Origin of the sequence: Synechococcus sp. PROS-U-1 (assembly GCF_014279755.1) — a bacterium.
Taxonomy (GTDB): Bacteria; Cyanobacteriota; Cyanobacteriia; order PCC-6307; family Cyanobiaceae; genus Parasynechococcus.
The window spans coordinates 677,867-692,980 of record NZ_CP047951.1 but is presented as its reverse complement, the minus strand read 5'-3'; the positions used below and the strand labels follow the sequence as shown (position 1 = coordinate 692,980).

Sequence of the window (15,114 nt, the reverse complement as noted above, 5' to 3'; positions counted from 1 at the left end):
ACAGGACATCCAAGGCCAGAGTCCAACGCCCAGGCCAGCTGCAGATGGTTCGCCAAGCCTCGAGGAGATTGTGCGCATCGCGCATGATGCCGGCCATTCCGATGTCCACCTGGGGGTTGGGGAAGTCCCGCGCTACCGCGCCCGCGGAGACATGCAGGGCACGGACTGGCCTGTAACCCAAGCCGACGTCTTTCAGGGATGGCTCCAGGAAATCCTGTCGCCTCAGAAGATCGATTCTTTTCTTAGAGATAAGGAATTCGACGGCTCCCATGCCTTCCCGTTCGTGCGGGTGCGCATCAACCTGATGGATTCACTGCGGGGGCCGGCGATGGTGCTGCGCCTGATTCCGCAGACGATCCTCACCATGGAGCAGCTGAACCTTCCCGGTGTGCTGCAGAGTCTGGCTGCACGCCCAAAAGGACTGATCCTGGTGACGGGGCCGACAGGGTCCGGCAAAAGCACAACCTTGGCGGCCATGGTCGATTGGATCAACCGCAACGAGGCACGTCACATCCTCACCATTGAGGATCCCGTTGAATTCGTGCACGAAAGTCGCAAGTCCCTCATCCGACACCGGGAAGTGGGGTTGCACACTCTCAAATTCCACAATGCCCTCAGGGCAGCACTGCGAGAAGACCCTGACGTGATCCTGGTGGGTGAAATCCGGGATCAGGAAACGCTCTCAACAGCACTTGAAGCGGCACAGACCGGTCACTTGGTCTTCGGAACGCTTCACACCAATTCAGCGGTGAAGACCGTTGAACGGGTCCTCGGCATGTATCCGCCCGAAGAGCAGGAGAGCGTGCGCCGATCGTTGTCCGAGTCGCTTCTGGGGGTGATCGCCCAGGGACTGATCAAGACAACCGATGGCAAACGGGCGGCCTATCACGACATTCTGATCAACACAGATGCCTGCAAGGACTACATCCAGCGGGGAGCCCTGGATGAGGTGGAGGAGATCATGGAACGCAGCGGATTCGATGGAATGATCACCACCAATCAATCGCTTCTGGCCCTGGTGGAGGCGGACCGCATCGAGGGTGAACAAGCGGTGGCTGTAAGCCTCAAACCCAATGAACTGGCTCAGGCCCTGAGGGGCCGGAGCTGATCAACCTCCGCTGAACACACGCACCAAAAGAACGACAGCGATCCCCGCGGACAGGCCGATCATGGCCAGGCGACCATTCCAGATTTCTGCCTGAGGAGTGAATCCGCGCTTCCAGGCATTCAGCTCTTCCCCCTCCACTGGCTCGGGAGCATCTGATCTGAATTCCTGTTGATCCACGATTCAGAGTCCGAAGAGTGGAATCAACATTAAAAGGCTTTCCTAGAAAGGTGGGTCTGTTCTGTAGAGAGCATCGGCCTGGTCTAAGGGCCAACGAGGAGCCACTCCGGATTCAAGAGACGTCGAAGCCGTGTTCTGGCCCAGACGCAACAAGGCCGCAGCACCGATCATCGCGGCATTGTCGGTGCAGAAGGCAAGGGGAGCGATAGAGACCGCAATTCCCCGCTCCTGACCGCGTTCGAGCATGCAATGGCGCAGGCGACGGTTCGCAGCGACACCGCCCACCATCACGACGTGGCGAACACCGTGATCTTCAGCACAGCGGAGGCTGCGCTGCACAAGGACATCAGCCACCACCTGTTCGAAACTGGCGGCCAAATCAGCCAGAGGCAAGGGCTCCTCGGTCTGCCGAAGCGTCTCAACCGTCCGGAGCATGGCCGTCTTCAGCCCGCTGAATGAAAAGTCATAAGGATGAAACCCACCGCCTGGCAACGAAATCCGCCCTTTGGGCAAGCGGAAGCGCGTCGCATCACCCGTTTCGGCAACGGCCTGAATGGCAGGACCTCCGGGATAGCCCAGACCCAACAAGCGAGCCACCTTGTCGAAGGCTTCGCCAGCGGCGTCGTCATGGCTTCGGCCGAGACGCTTCATCCCACCACCGTCAGCCACCAGGATCAGCTCGGTGTGTCCTCCACTGACGAGCAACACCAAATAAGGCGCCTGGGGGGGCTTCTCTCCAAGCATCACCGAGGCCAGATGGCCCTCCAAATGGTGAATTCCAAGGAACGGACGACGGTGCAGTGCCGCCAGGGTTCGTCCGGTCACCGACGCCACCATCAGGGCCCCAGCCAATCCTGGGGTAATCGTTGCCGCAATGGCATCCAACTGGCCCAAAGCCAAACCAGCCTCATCAACAACCGCCGCAATCAATCCCGGCAGGGCCTCCACATGGCGACGCGAGGCGATTTCAGGCACAACGCCACCCCATCGAGCGTGCTCCTCCACCTGGGATGCAATCCGCGAGGCCAGAACGTCGATCCGGCCATCAGCGTCACGGCGAAGAACCGCGGCAGCGGACTCGTCACAACTTGTTTCGAGGGCAAGCACTGCATGCATCGAAGCGATGCGCCTCTCCTACTCTCCGACTTGTGACATCTTGCCCTTTCGGGGCACCGTTCAGAGGAATCGTTCCGATGCGTCGTCTCTTCGCCGTCGTGCTTTCAGCACTCCTGGTGTTCGGCTTCGCCCCCGTCGCCAAGGCGGATGTGGCTGGCCTCACACCCTGTTCTGAAAGCGCCCGCTTCCAGCAGCGTGCCGCTGCAGCTACAACGCCTCAGGCCAAAGCTCGCTTCGAGATGTACAGCCAGGCCTCCTGTGGTGAGGATGGCCTTCCCCACCTGATCGTGGACGGCCGCTGGAGCCATGCCGGTGATTTTGTCTATCCCGGGATCATGTTCCTGTACATCACCGGTTGCATCGGCTGGGCCGGTCGTGAATACCTGAAAGCAACCCGCGGCAAGAATGCTGCCCAGTACGAAATTTTCATCGATCGCAGCATTGCCATAAAGAGCCTTCTCGCTGCAGCCACTTGGCCTCTGGCTGCTTTCGGTGAATTCACCAGCGGCAAGCTGCTCGAAGACGACAGCAAGGTGACTGTTTCACCGCGCTGATTCAAACGACTTCAACCATTGCTCCATCAACAATGAACAAGTTTCTGACCGCAGCTCCAGTGGTTGCAGCCATCTGGTTCACCGCCACCGCAGGAATCCTGATCGAGTGGAACCGCTTCTTCCCTGATCTTCTCTTCCACCCGATGTGAATCGGGGATGATCTTCAAGATCCAAAAGGAACCTTCGGGTTCCTTTTTTTTGTGCCCATACCACGTTCCGAAGATCAGCTCCGCGTTACCCCAGCTCCATCAAAGTCTCCACCTGTTTCAACGCTGATTCGAGATCGTCGTTGATCACGACAGCGTCGAATTCCTGTTGAGCCTCGAGTTCCTCTCGAGCGCGAATCAAGCGGCGCTCAATGGCTTCCTCAGAGTCGGTACCGCGCCCGCGAATCCGACGCTCCAATTCTTCAAAGCTGGGGGGAGCCAGAAAAATCTGAAAACCGTCCGGGAAACTGCGACGCACCTGGCGCGCACCTTCCAACTCAATCTCCAAGAGCACGGGGCGCCCCCCCGCCATCTGTTCCTCAACAGGACGTCGGGGGGTGCCGTAGAAATTCCCCGCGAATTCCGCCCACTCCAGAAAACCTTCCTGCTCCACCAAGGACTCAAACCCCGCACGGCTGTGGAAGAAGTAGTTGATGCCGTCCTGCTCCCCCTGGCGCGGAGAACGGGTGGTGGCCGACACCGACAGCCAGATCTTGGGATGGCGATCCAGCAGCTGGTTCACCAGCGTTCCCTTGCCGACACCGCTCGGGCCAGTGATCAAGGTGAGTTTTCCACTGGTGGACATCGCGGCGTCTGCGTGGGTCAGCAGAGTAGGAAGCCCCAATGCCCCGCCCGGTGCTCCAGGTGATCGCCTCCACAAGCCTGCAGCCAATGGATCTCACCACGCTTCGCGCGGTGCTCTGGGATCTGCGTCCAAGGCTGGTGCCCAGCCGCTTCGAAAAAGCCCAACAACCCGACCCAGCCACAATTCAACTTGGCTGCCGCAGCCTCAACGGGATGGTGTGGCTGGAACTGAGCTGGCAAGCCGAAGCCCCTCGGTTGGTGGAAGTCAACGCTCCCCCGCGCAGCGGCAGCGGCAGCACCTTCGCGCAACAGCTGCAACACACCCTCCGCCAGCTGGCTCTTGTGGAGCTTCACCAGAGCGGCTTTGAACGGGTGGTGGAATTCAAGTTTGCCCAACGCCCCGGCGAACCGATCCAACGGGTGCTCGTGCTGGAGCTGATGGGACGGCACAGCAACCTGCTGCTCCTCGATGAGCAACGTCGCATCATTGCCCTGGGTCGTCAGGTCCGGGACCATCAGTCCCGCGTGCGCCCTCTCTCAACCGGCGATTCCTACAGCCCACCCCCAACGCTGCAGGGGTTGGCACCGGATCAAACGGAGAGCTTTGAACGCTGGCAGGAGCGGCTCTCTCTCGTCCCGATCCCCCTGCGCAAGGCTTTTCAGCAGACCTACCAGGGCATCAGTCCAGCGTTGGCGGCACAGCTCGCCGGAGACAACCTCAACACCCCCGTGGACAGCCTGGGTGCCAGCCAGTGGAGCAAGCTTTATGACCGCTGGTCTCTCTGGTTGGATCAGCTCGAGAATGAACAGTTCGCCCTCGTGCTTGAAAACGACGGGCGTTACACGGTCTGGGGATCTCCTAAAGACGAGGGCCATCCCCAACCATCCCTGGCTCTCCAGTTGGGAGCGCTTCACCAGCAGTGCCTGGAGCAACGGGCCCTGGCCCGGGTCAGCCATGACCTGCGTCATCGCCTGGAGCGTTGGCGCAGCAAAGAACAGGCAGCCCAGGATGACCAACGCCATCGTCTGGACGCCACCGAAGGGCATGGAGAGCTTCAACAGCAGGCGGATGCTCTCCTCTGTGTTGGCAATCCAAGCCGCGACCAGATCGATGAAGCCCAATCGCTCTATCGCCGTGCCAAGAAACTGCGGCGATCGCGCCCGATCCTCGAGCAGCGGCTGGCGCACCATCAGCGACGTCTTGAGCTGATCAGCGAGAGCGAAACCTTCATCGAGGATCAACTGAGCGCAACCTGGCAGGACTGCCCAGCACGACTCTCCGCCCTGAATGATCTGCGGGAGGAACTCGATGAGTTGTTGCAGCCCAAGGAGACCCGTCGCGACGCACGTCATCAGCGTCGACGCGATCAGCCCAGTCCATTGGAACTGATCAGCCCAGGTCGGCTCACGATCCAGGTGGGCCGGAACCATCGGCAAAACGATTGGATCTCGCTTCGCCAAGCGCGTAGCGGTGATCTCTGGTTCCACGCCCAGGAATGCCCAGGGAGTCATGTGGTGCTCAAGAGCTCCAACGGACTTGCTGAGGAATCAGACCTAGCCATGGCAACGGATCTGGCCGCCTATTTCAGTCGGGCACGTGGAAACAAGCAGGTGGCGGTGGTGATGGTTCCAACCGATCAACTGCAGCGGATTCCCGGTGCAGGCCCAGGCACCGTGCGCCATGGCCAAGCTGAAATCCGTTGGGGGGATCCCCAACGAGCGGAACAACGGCTCCTTGCCCCTAGCCTGAGCCCACAAACGGGCTGACCTGTTGCGCCGCCCGACCCGCGTCCGTGTCTGAGCGCCCCGACGGTCCCCCAGCCTTGCAGCCACCACCACCCATTCGCATTGGGAGGGCTCCTGGTGATGCTGATCTGCCGAATGAGGTGGAGATGCCCCTGGTGGACCACCTGGAAGAACTGCGTCAACGCGTCTTGCGCAGCCTGTTGGCCGTAGTGATCGGTGCGCTGGCCTGCCTCGTGGGCGTCAAGCCGCTGGTGCGACTGCTCGAGGCGCCAGCCAGCGGCATTCATTTCCTCCAGCTCGCTCCAGGCGAGTTTCTGTTCGTCTCGCTCAAGGTGGCCGGTTATGCCGGACTCACCTTGGCCCTTCCCTATGTGCTGTTCCAAATCCTGGCTTTCGTTCTGCCAGGCCTGACAGTCCGCGAACGGCGCCTGATCGCCCCCGCCGTTGCTGGGTCAGCTGTTCTATTCATGGCGGGCTTGGCTTTCGCCTGGTGGGCCCTCGTGCCGGCCGCACTGCGTTTTTTAGTGAGCTATGGCGCGGATGTGGTTGAGCCGCTTTGGTCGATCGAGCGCTACTTGGACTTTGTTCTTCTGCTGATGCTGGCGACCGGGCTGGCCTTTCAGCTGCCGGTGCTGCAGCTGCTCCTGGGTGCCCTGAGGCTGGTGCGCTGGCGGCCGATGCTTGGTGCCTGGCGCTGGGTTGTGCTGGGATCCGCCCTTGCTGGAGCCGTGCTGACGCCGTCCACAGATCCCATCACGATGTTGCTACTCGCTGGAGCCATCACGGCGCTGTTTCTGATCGGAGTTGGCCTAGTGGCTCTGACCGAATCGCTCAGACCAGAAACTCCTTGATCAGCGTTTCCGCCTCTGGTCCTGACGCCTGCAGCGGAAGACTCAGCGCCTTCCCCAGACGCGGTTTGTCACGGGTGGAAGCGAGCCAATCCCGCACCTCACCTGCCAAACCAAGACGATTCACAACATCCAGCACTTCGCCGAGATGCTGCCGATAGGCCTCGAGGTCCATGTGAAACGACTGTTGCTCCAGATAGGCCCACATCACCTGGAGGTACAAACGGCGGCGTCGAACCACCAGTTGAAGGTCGTAAGTAGCCCGCCAGCGCTGGCGTAGACAGCCAATCACCTCATCGACGCTGATTGGCGGCTGGGGAACGGCGTTGGCGATTTCAAGCACAGAAGCTGATGCGGCAGGGACAGGAAGACACCAGTCGTTGCAAAGCTTGACAGGCACTTAAGCATCCATAATGGTCGGCAATCCAAGCTGGATGAACGTCCGCCATGACCCAACTCTCCTCGAGCGATGTGCCCGGAATGGGTCGTCGGCAGTTCATGAATCTGCTGACGTTTGGCTCCGTGACCGGTGTGGCCCTTGGAGCCCTTTATCCGGTGGCGAACTACTTCATCCCCCCCAAAGCCGCCGGTAGCGGTGGTGGCACCAGCGCCAAGGATGAGCTTGGCAATGCGATCACAGCCAGTGGATGGCTCTCCAGCCACCCCGAAGGTGATCGCAGCTTGGTGCAGGGACTCAAAGGAGATCCGACATATCTGATTGTTGAAGGTGAAGACGCCATCGGCAGCTACGGCATCAATGCCATCTGCACCCACCTGGGCTGTGTCGTTCCCTGGAACAGCGGTGCCAACAAATTCATGTGTCCTTGCCATGGCAGTCAGTACGACGCCACCGGGAAGGTGGTCCGCGGCCCTGCACCTCTCTCCTTGGCCCTGGCCAACGTCAGCGTTGAGAACGACAACGTGTTTATGAGCCAGTGGACTGAGACCGACTTCCGAACTGGTGACAAGCCCTGGTGGGCCTGATCTTTCCCTCCCCTACGCCTGCTTCCCCTCACCGTCCCATGCGTCGTCACCTCTCACTTTTCCTTGGATCGCTGGTCATCGGACTGGCTCTCCTGATTGCCCCCGCTGCCAGCTGGGCTTATCCCTTCTGGGCCCAACAGAACTATGAAAGCCCCCGGGAAGCCACCGGCAAGATTGTTTGTGCCAACTGCCACCTGGCCAAAAAGCTGACCCAGGCCGAAGTTCCCCAATCGGTTCTGCCTGACAGCGTCTTCACCGCCAGCGTCAAGATTCCCTATGAGCAGGGTCTTCAGGAAATCGGAGCCGACGGCAGCGACGTAGGCCTCCAGGTCGGTGCAGTTGTGATGCTCCCCGATGGCTTCACCCTCGCCCCTCAGGACCGCTGGACCGATGAGATCAAGGAGGAAACGGAAGGGGTCTACTTCACTCAGTACAGCGACGACCAGCCGAACATCCTTCTGGTTGGCCCTATTCCTGGCGACCAGCACCAGGAAGTTGTCTTCCCTGTTCTCTCTCCTGATCCCGCCACCGACAGCAACATCCACTTCGGTAAGTACCAGATCCACGTTGGTGGCAACCGCGGTCGCGGCCAGGTGTATCCCACCGGTGAAAAGAGCAACAACACCGTGTTCACGGCACCAGCAAGCGGCACCATCGACTCCATCGAGCCCGGTGACAACGGCGCCAGCGTGGTCAGCATCACCACTGCTGATGGCGACAGCGTGAGCGAAACCATTCCGGTCGGGCCCGAAGTTCTGGTCAGTGTTGGTGACAGCATCGAAGCCGGTGCAGCCCTGACCAGCGACCCCAACGTGGGTGGCTTCGGCCAGGTTGACGCTGAAATTGTCCTCCAGAACCCCGTTCGGATCTACGGACTGCTCGCCTTCTTCGCAGCGGTTGCTCTGGCTCAGATCATGTTGGTTCTGAAGAAGAGGCAGATCGAAAAAGTTCAGGCAGCTGAGGGCGTCTGATCGCTATGGCTTTTGAAGCCCTGTTTCCCCTGGCGACCTTCCAGTCGCCAGGGGAATTTTTGCCAAATACCGAAAACTGGTTCCTTCCCCTGCGTTGGTACGGGCTGCTCATCGCCTCGGCAGTTCTCATCGGGCTGAACCTCTCCAGTCGCCTGGCCAAACTGAGGCATCTTGAGAACGGCCTGATCAGCGACCTGCTGCCCGTGCTCGTGTTGTTTTCCGTGATCGGAGCACGCCTCTACTACGTGGCGTTCGAGTGGCACAACTATGCCGGCAACCCGCTCAAGGCCCTGGCCATCTGGGAGGGGGGAATCGCCATCCACGGTGCTTTGCTGGCAGGAACACTCACGTTGATCCTGTTCTGCCGCTGGCGCCGTCAACCCTTCTGGGATGTGCTGGACGTCCTGGTTCCATCCGTGGCCTTGGGACAAGCGATCGGGCGCTGGGGGAACTTCTTCAACTCAGAGGCGTTTGGAGTACCAACGGATCTGCCCTGGAAGCTGTTCATTCCGATGCAAAGCCGCCCGGTCCTCTACAGCAGTTCGGAATTTTTCCACCCGACATTTCTCTATGAATCGGTGTGGAACCTGCTGCTCTTCGCAGTTCTGCTGCTGCTCTTCCGTCGCGGTCTGAAGACCCCCGGGCTCCTCCCAGCGGGCGCCATGAGCTGCGTGTACTTGGTCGGTTACAGCCTGGGGCGCGTCTGGATTGAAGGCCTTCGCATCGATCCCCTCTGCATCGGCTCGCTTCCCCCAGCCTGCGAAGGAGGCATCCGCATTGCCCAACTGATGAGTTGCACACTGGTTGCTCTCGGCATGATCGGGCTGTATTGGCTATATGGACGAAAGCGATCCCTGCCTGATCCATCAGGCCAACGCATTTGAGTCAAGTTGTCAGTTTTGTCGGCGCAGGTCCAGGAGCACCAGACCTGCTCACACTTCGTGCAGCTGAACGTCTCAAGAAGGCTGACGTCCTGGTCTGGACAGATTCCTTGGTGTGTCCAGCGATTACCGATCTGGCTCCAGCCGATTGCGAACGGATCCGCACCAGCACAACAACACTCGAAGACCTCATCCCTCTGCTGATCGATCAGCACCGCCAGGGCAAACGCGTGGTGCGGCTCCATGACGGAGATACAGCGCTTTACAGCGCCATCAATGAACAAATCTGTGGCTTAAGTGATGCTGGGATCCCGGTGGAGGTGGTGCCTGGGATCAGTGCTTACCAGGCTGCAGCCGCAGGACTCGCCAGCGAACTCACGCTTCCAGGAGTGGTGCAAACCATCGTTCTCAGTCGCGCCGGAGGACGCACAGGCGTGCCGGAACGTGAACAGCTCGGCAGGTTGGCAGCACTACGCGCCAGCCTTTGCATCTACCTCAGTGCAAGACATGTTGAGGATGTTCAAGCCAGTCTTCTGGAGCACTACCCAGCCGATACTCCCGTGGCCATCGGACATCGAGTGAGCTGGCCCGATGAAATGCTCACGGTGGTTCCTCTGAAGGACATGGCTGAGGTCAGTCGGGAACGCAATCTCATTCGAACGACGCTTTACGTGGTGAGTCCGGCTCTGGCCGGTGGCCCTCAGCGCTCACGCCTCTACTCCCCTGACCACGACCACTTGTTCCGTCCGAAAGCCCACTAGGCGGTGGTTTAGGATCGTTCTGTGCGGGCGATTAGCACAGTGGTAGCGCACTTCCTTCACACGGAAGGGGTCACTGGTTCGAATCCAGTATCGCCCATGGTTTTTGATGCGCTTTAACCCTCAGGGTTCCCTAAAAGCTGACTGAACTGTGGATTGGGATTAAGTTCTTCGATGAACTAGGTCGACTTACTCATTCATGGACGAGCGCAGTCTTGCTGAAGTCCAAGGCAAAGACGCGAGCCTGGTCCAAGCAGGGCAACAGTTGGCTGAGGCCAGGGCTGCAGCCGGCCTGACCCAGGATCAGCTGGCCACCCAAATGCACATGGGAGTTGAGCAACTCGCCGCACTGGAACGGGGAGATCAAGAAGCACTACCTGAACCCGTGTTCATCAAGGCCATGGTGCGTCGGCTCAGCTCCCATCTGGGATTGGATGCTGACGCCATGGTGCAAGCCCTCGGCCCCCTCACCACTGGCAAGCCCGCACGATCGACCCCCGGGCCAACATCACGGGGGATCTCCCCTCAGAAACAGGCAACACTCAATCCGCTCCCTCTTCTCGCCCTCGCCGGGGTGGCAGGGCTTGGATTGGTTGTATGGAGCAACGCCTCCGAACTGTCGCGCTTCGCCCAACGGTTAAGACCTGCGCGTCAAAATCTTGTGAACAGCGCGCCGACTTCGCCGCCTGTAGAGGAAAACGATGTTGATATCGAAGGAAGCGTCGTTCCAGTACCGCCACCAGAGAAGACGGTGTTCACGATCAGCAGCAGCGAACCCAGCTGGATCGCCTTGCGGCGTGAGGGAGTTGTGGAATTTGAAGGGCTTCTGAACGGTGAACGCAGGATTGAAGACCCAGAGCTGGTTGAGATTTACGCGGGCCGGCCTGATCTGGTGCAACTGACATCACCGGACGATGGGATGAGAACACTTGGAACCGTGGACGAAATCCGCTGGATCCGACTCAACCCTGAACGCTGACGCGCAGCTGCACGCCGACAGCCTCCCGAACCACCTCAGCGCAGCTCTCCAAACTCCACTGTTCAAGGCTGACGTTCTGGTTCACCCGATCGGGAACGAGCTCTAGATGCAGGGCTCCTTTCACAGCGTGAATGCGAAGTGCAGAGATCACCGGCTCAGGCCTGCGATCAAGAGCAGCAGCCAAGCGCAGCAAAATTGCCATCTGATGAACGCATCGACGGTTCTCTCGGGTCGCCAAGACCTGCCATGACTCATGGCGCTTCTTGGGCAAGCTCCGGCGGTGATAACGGGCAATGGCTGCCACCATCAGATGCTCCGCCTCCGAATAACCCAGCAGCTCTCCATGACGAATCAGGTACCAGGAGTGCTTGTGGTACGCGCTGATGTTGATGTGCTGGCCACATGAATGAAGCATTGCTGCAGCCCAAAGCAGTTCGCGACCTTCGCCACTGTCGTCATGCATCACCCCACCCGTGGCATCGAACAAGCTGAGGGCATGGTTCGCGACCCGTTCAGCCCTGCTCTGGTTGACCGCGAACCGCTGCACCTGGTGAATCACGGTGCGTTGTCGAATGCTGCTCTGAAAGCTGAAACGATCCTCCAGAAGACCGTGACGAAGCATCCAATCGACGATGAGGCCCTCCCTGAGAGCCCTCTCACTGAGGACCAAGTCCTCAACACCAAGCATCTTCATGGTGGTTTGGAGGATCAGCGCACCGGGAACAATGATTTCGGCCCGACGATCATTGATGGGAGCCAACTCCCGCCGCTGAGCCGGAGTCATCGTGATCAGGCGATCAACCACCCGGTCCAGGCGCTCCCTGGTGAGCCGGTACCCATGCAGCTTGCGCGGTGGCCGCTCCTCTTCACTTGCCGCAAGAGAACCAATCGCCATCGCTGTACCGCTGGTGGCCACCAACACAGGTCGTTCACCGGGTTTGATCCTGCGACGCACTTTGTCGACCGCGGGTTCGAGCGATCCCTGAATGAAGGCCTGCAGAAACGCTCGACGTTTGGGAGGCATCGGATCGTCCTTGACGAAGTCCCGCTGGAGACGCACAGCCCCGACACGGGTACTGGTCAGGGCGCGGGCATCGCGACCATCCGCAAGGATCAGTTCAGTGGAGCCTCCTCCAATGTCGAGCAGAAGATGGGGACGATCTCCAAACGGCATGCCTGAGAGCACACCCAGATAGATCAGACGGGCCTCTTCAGGGCCACTGACCAGATCCACCTCCATGTCGAGATCATCGAGGACGGTTTGGAGAAAATCGCGACCATTGGGCGCTTCACGGACGGCACTCGTCGCCGCCGTAACAATCTGCTCAACCTGATGGCTAGCGGAAAGATCCCTGAACTGGCGAAGGGTTTCATACCCCCGTTGCATCGCCGCCGCAGTCAGTTCACCGGTCACGGGATCACGCTCCCCCAAACGCGTGGTGACCTTTTCCGCCTGAATGATGCGGAAGGTGCGCAGCGTCGGATCAACCGCCGCCACCAGAAGATGAAAGGAATTGGTCCCGATATCAATGGCTGCGATTCGACGCTGTTCAGCATTCGCCGCCTGGGGCAAGCCGTTGTTCTGTTCCGTTGGCTTGGCTGGGGCCTCGGCATCCAGCATCAACGTCAGCGCGGGAAGGAAAACCACTCTGCCACTGACAGCCGGGACCATCAGACCCTGACTAGGGTTCTTCAAATCCCGTTGATTGTGATCAGCAGCTCTGCACGACTTCAGCCCTGGATCGAACTGCTTCGCTGGAACAAACCCACTGGACGGCTGATCCTGCTGATCCCAGCAGGCTGGGCTCTCTGGCTGAATCCAACGGCCCCGCCCGGTGTTGTGCTGATCCTGCAAATCCTCCTGGGGGGCCTTGCCGTGAGCGGTGCGGGCTGCATCGCCAATGACCTGTGGGACCAGCGATTCGACGGCCAAGTGGAACGCACGAAAGGCCGACCTCTCGCCAGGGGCGCACTTCAACGAGGCCCAGCGATCGCTTTATTGCTGATCTTGCTCATCCTCAGCCTGGCTGTCGTGCTCAGTCTTCCGGCCGCCAGCCTCAGGCTCTGTCTCGCCTTGGCCTGCCTGGCCGTGCTGCCGATCCTTGGCTATCCATCGGCAAAGCGTTGGTTCGCCTTCCCCCAGGCCATCCTTGCGCTGTGCTGGGGCTTCGCGGTGCTCATCCCCTGGGCCGCTGCAACGGCAGCATTGAACTGGAGCCCGGCCCTTGTGTGCAGTTGGCTCGCAACCGTGGTCTGGACCTTCGGCTTCGACACGGTTTACGCCATGGCTGACCGTCGTGACGATGCATCACTGGGCCTGCGCAGCAGCGCACTGAGCCTTGGATCCCTTGTCGTTCCTGTGGTTCGGAGCTGCTATTTGGTAACAACGCTGGCTCTTGCCTTTGCGGCGTGGTCTGCTCATATCCCTGCGCCGTTCTGGCCCTTTTGGTTGCTCGCTGGGATCTTCATGCAGATCAGTTGCAACCCCCTGAACAAACAGGACGCCTCCATGGCCACATTCGGGCGGCACTTTTCACGGCAGGTCCAGGCGGGAACGTTGCTTTGGCTCGGACTTGTTCTGGCTAGAGGATGGGGAGCGTGACGGGCATCACCCCAGCTCCGCCGCTTCGCGCAGGAGACCGTGTGGCTTGCGTGGCCGCCAGTTCAGCACTGCAGGACGACATCAAGCTGCAGCGGGGCATTGCGGTTCTGCAGGGCTGGGGCCTCGATGTTCAACCCCAGGCCTTGGCCACCCGACGCTGGGGCTACTTCGCAGGGCGCGATGAAGCGCGGCATGCCGATCTGCATCCTGCCGAACCCGCAGCGCTGCTCGCCTGTGCCCGCGGTGGATGGGGTGCTGCTCGGCTGCTGGAGCAGCCCATCCGCTGGCAGAGCGGCTGGCTGCTGGGCTTCTCAGACGTGACAGCTCTGCTCTGGGCCCGCCAGGCAGCGGGTTTCGCGGGTGGCATCCATGGCCCTCTGCTGACAACGCTTGCAGAGGAGCCGGACTGGAGTCATGACCGATTACGCAACCTGCTCTTTGGTCAGATCGTCCCCGAACTACAAGGCCGTGGTGGTGGCGGAGGGGTGGGGACAGGTCCTCTTCTCGTCGCGAATCTGACCGTGGCCACCCACCTGCTGGGGAGCCGCTTCGTCCCCCCTCTCGAGGGAGCCGTTCTCGTTCTGGAGGATGTCGGGGAAGCGCCCTACCGGATTGATCGGATGCTCACCCAATGGAGGCTGAATGGCTGCTTGCAGGGTTTGGCGGGTCTTGGCTTTGGCAAGTTCGAGGGGTGCGGAGATGAACCGAGAGACGCCACGGAAAGCTTCAACCTCGAGCAGGTTCTTGAAGAGCGCACTGCCGACCTCGGCATTCCCAGGGTGATGGAGCTGCCCGTTGGGCACCGATCAGGCAACGCGGCCCTTCCCATGGGAGCGATGGCACGCCTCGACGGCCAGACAGGCCGGCTCAGCTTGCTGCCCTGAGGGCGAGCACCGCTTCCGCCACAGTCAGGTCAAACGGCGTTGTGACCTTGATGTTGGCGGGTCCAGCATCCAAGACCTGCACAGGCCAACCAAGACGCTCGTATAACGACGCGTCGTCGGTCACCGACCAGCCCTGGGCAATTGCCTCAGTGTGGCCGCGACGCAGCTGATCCACGGCAAAGCCCTGCGGTGTCTGCGCCGCCCAGAGCTCCGATCGGTCAGGCGTGTCTCGAATGAACCCATCGGATCCCACACGCTTGATCGTGTCGCTGACCGGTGTTGCAGCAATCAGGGCCGTGCCGGCCTCAACGGCTGCAGCACAACGGTCAAACAAATCCGGTTCAGCCAAACACCGGGCTCCGTCATGAATCAGGACATGACGGGCCTGCTCCGGCAGCCCCGCCAGACCACAGAGGACCGATTCCTGCCGCGTGCTGCCACCTTGAATCCACTGCACCGGCTTGCTGGGTGCCTCCAGCACAGCCAGGATGGCCTCGCGATCAACCTCTTGTCCGACGATCCCGATCCACTCAATCCTTTCAGCCAGCAAGGCCGCTTCAAGTGTCCAGGCAATGACAGGGCGTCCGGCCAATGGCAGAAGCAGCTTGTTCCGATCCGCACCCATGCGCCGACCGCTTCCTGCGGCTGCAATCAACAGATGCACAAGCGACTCCTGCCCCGGGCAGGCGTAAACAACCTCCATACAATCAGCTCG

At 60.4% G+C, this 15,114-nt stretch carries 18 protein-coding genes and 1 tRNA gene; 13 read left to right on the top strand and 6 right to left on the bottom strand.

Going from position 1 to position 15,114, the window contains the following annotated elements; translation table 11 throughout:
• Nucleotides 1–7: 7 nt before the first annotated feature.
• Nucleotides 8–1,108, top strand: a complete 1,101-nt coding sequence (locus SynPROSU1_RS03625; RefSeq protein ID WP_370586276.1) for a type IV pilus twitching motility protein PilT — start codon at nt 8–10, stop codon at nt 1,106–1,108.
• Here SynPROSU1_RS03625 and SynPROSU1_RS03620 read toward each other — a convergent pair whose 3' ends face one another.
• Together SynPROSU1_RS03620 and tsaD are read right to left on the bottom strand one after the other, a co-directional pair.
• Entirely contained in the window at nt 1,109–1,288 is a 180-nt protein-coding gene (locus SynPROSU1_RS03620; protein WP_186572214.1) for a high light inducible protein, read from the bottom strand.
• Between the two features lie 39 nt (nt 1,289–1,327).
• Complete coding sequence (gene tsaD, locus SynPROSU1_RS03615) at nt 1,328–2,401, bottom strand: tRNA (adenosine(37)-N6)-threonylcarbamoyltransferase complex transferase subunit TsaD (RefSeq protein WP_186571540.1); 1,074 nt, start codon at nt 2,399–2,401, stop codon at nt 1,328–1,330.
• 77 nt (nt 2,402–2,478) lie between these two features.
• Here tsaD and SynPROSU1_RS03610 point away from each other — a divergent pair, with 77 nt between their 5' ends.
• Both SynPROSU1_RS03610 and psaJ read left to right on the top strand, forming a co-directional pair.
• Complete coding sequence (locus tag SynPROSU1_RS03610; protein WP_038556398.1) at nt 2,479–2,955, top strand: photosystem I reaction center subunit III; 477 nt, start codon at nt 2,479–2,481, stop codon at nt 2,953–2,955.
• A 32-nt stretch (nt 2,956–2,987) separates the two neighbouring features.
• Complete coding sequence (psaJ, locus tag SynPROSU1_RS03605; protein ID WP_006850741.1) at nt 2,988–3,104, top strand: photosystem I reaction center subunit IX; 117 nt, start codon at nt 2,988–2,990, stop codon at nt 3,102–3,104.
• Between the two features lie 85 nt (nt 3,105–3,189).
• Here psaJ and gmk read toward each other — a convergent pair whose 3' ends face one another.
• The gene (gmk, locus tag SynPROSU1_RS03600) at nt 3,190–3,747 is read right to left on the bottom strand and encodes a guanylate kinase (protein WP_186571539.1); all 558 of its coding nucleotides are present in this window, start codon (nt 3,745–3,747) and stop codon (nt 3,190–3,192) included.
• A gap of 38 nt (nt 3,748–3,785) precedes the next feature.
• Between gmk and SynPROSU1_RS03595 the strand changes: the two genes are divergently transcribed.
• Nucleotides 3,786–5,513 carry an NFACT family protein gene (locus SynPROSU1_RS03595; protein WP_255444767.1) on the top strand — a complete coding sequence of 576 codons (1,728 nt, stop codon included), beginning with the start codon at nt 3,786–3,788 and terminating at the stop codon, nt 5,511–5,513.
• 125 nt (nt 5,514–5,638) lie between these two features.
• Complete coding sequence (gene tatC / locus SynPROSU1_RS03590; RefSeq protein ID WP_186572212.1) at nt 5,639–6,343, top strand: twin-arginine translocase subunit TatC; 705 nt, start codon at nt 5,639–5,641, stop codon at nt 6,341–6,343.
• On the opposite strand, the gene SynPROSU1_RS03585 is transcribed toward tatC, so the two are convergent.
• Nucleotides 6,324–6,740: a DUF3067 family protein gene (locus SynPROSU1_RS03585; protein ID WP_186571538.1), complete on the bottom strand. Its 417-nt coding sequence runs from the start codon at nt 6,738–6,740 to the stop codon at nt 6,324–6,326. The genes tatC and SynPROSU1_RS03585 overlap by 20 nt on opposite strands.
• Nucleotides 6,741–6,787: 47 nt before the next feature.
• On the opposite strand from SynPROSU1_RS03585, the gene petC reads away from it, so the two are divergent.
• From petC to SynPROSU1_RS03555, 6 genes are all read left to right on the top strand, one after another.
• Nucleotides 6,788–7,324, top strand: coding sequence for a cytochrome b6-f complex iron-sulfur subunit (gene petC, locus SynPROSU1_RS03580; RefSeq protein ID WP_186571537.1), 537 nt, complete (start codon nt 6,788–6,790; stop codon nt 7,322–7,324).
• Between the two features lie 38 nt (nt 7,325–7,362).
• Nucleotides 7,363–8,295: a cytochrome f gene (petA, locus tag SynPROSU1_RS03575; protein WP_186571536.1), complete on the top strand. Its 933-nt coding sequence runs from the start codon at nt 7,363–7,365 to the stop codon at nt 8,293–8,295.
• 5 nt (nt 8,296–8,300) lie between these two features.
• Nucleotides 8,301–9,179 (top strand): prolipoprotein diacylglyceryl transferase, encoded by an 879-nt coding sequence (lgt, locus tag SynPROSU1_RS03570; RefSeq protein WP_255444765.1) that lies wholly within the window; start codon nt 8,301–8,303, stop codon nt 9,177–9,179.
• On the top strand, nt 9,176–9,937 hold the full coding sequence (gene cobM, locus SynPROSU1_RS03565) for a precorrin-4 C(11)-methyltransferase (RefSeq protein ID WP_186571535.1): 762 nt from the start codon (nt 9,176–9,178) through the stop codon (nt 9,935–9,937). The genes lgt and cobM overlap by 4 nt, the downstream gene beginning before the upstream one ends.
• Before the next feature lie 25 nt (nt 9,938–9,962).
• Nucleotides 9,963–10,034: transfer RNA gene (locus tag SynPROSU1_RS03560), tRNA-Val, on the top strand.
• Nucleotides 10,035–10,133: 99 nt separating this feature from the next.
• On the top strand, nt 10,134–10,913 hold the full coding sequence (locus SynPROSU1_RS03555) for a RodZ family helix-turn-helix domain-containing protein (RefSeq protein WP_186571534.1): 780 nt from the start codon (nt 10,134–10,136) through the stop codon (nt 10,911–10,913).
• Here the strand turns inward: SynPROSU1_RS03555 and SynPROSU1_RS03550 are convergent.
• Entirely contained in the window at nt 10,897–12,585 is a 1,689-nt protein-coding gene (locus SynPROSU1_RS03550) for a Ppx/GppA phosphatase family protein (RefSeq protein WP_370586244.1), read from the bottom strand. The two genes, SynPROSU1_RS03555 and SynPROSU1_RS03550, sit on opposite strands and share 17 nt — an antisense overlap.
• Nucleotides 12,586–12,621: 36 nt before the next feature.
• Here SynPROSU1_RS03550 and SynPROSU1_RS03545 point away from each other — a divergent pair, with 36 nt between their 5' ends.
• Both SynPROSU1_RS03545 and SynPROSU1_RS03540 read left to right on the top strand, forming a co-directional pair.
• On the top strand, nt 12,622–13,515 hold the full coding sequence (locus tag SynPROSU1_RS03545; protein ID WP_255444764.1) for a 4-hydroxybenzoate polyprenyltransferase: 894 nt from the start codon (nt 12,622–12,624) through the stop codon (nt 13,513–13,515).
• Entirely contained in the window at nt 13,503–14,399 is an 897-nt protein-coding gene (locus tag SynPROSU1_RS03540; RefSeq protein WP_186571532.1) for an LD-carboxypeptidase, read from the top strand. Before SynPROSU1_RS03545 ends, SynPROSU1_RS03540 begins: the two co-directional genes overlap by 13 nt.
• On the opposite strand, the gene ispD is transcribed toward SynPROSU1_RS03540, so the two are convergent.
• Nucleotides 14,383–15,063: a 2-C-methyl-D-erythritol 4-phosphate cytidylyltransferase gene (gene ispD / locus SynPROSU1_RS03535; RefSeq protein WP_186572209.1), complete on the bottom strand. Its 681-nt coding sequence runs from the start codon at nt 15,061–15,063 to the stop codon at nt 14,383–14,385. The genes SynPROSU1_RS03540 and ispD overlap by 17 nt on opposite strands.
• Between the last annotated feature and the right edge of the window lie 51 nt (nt 15,064–15,114).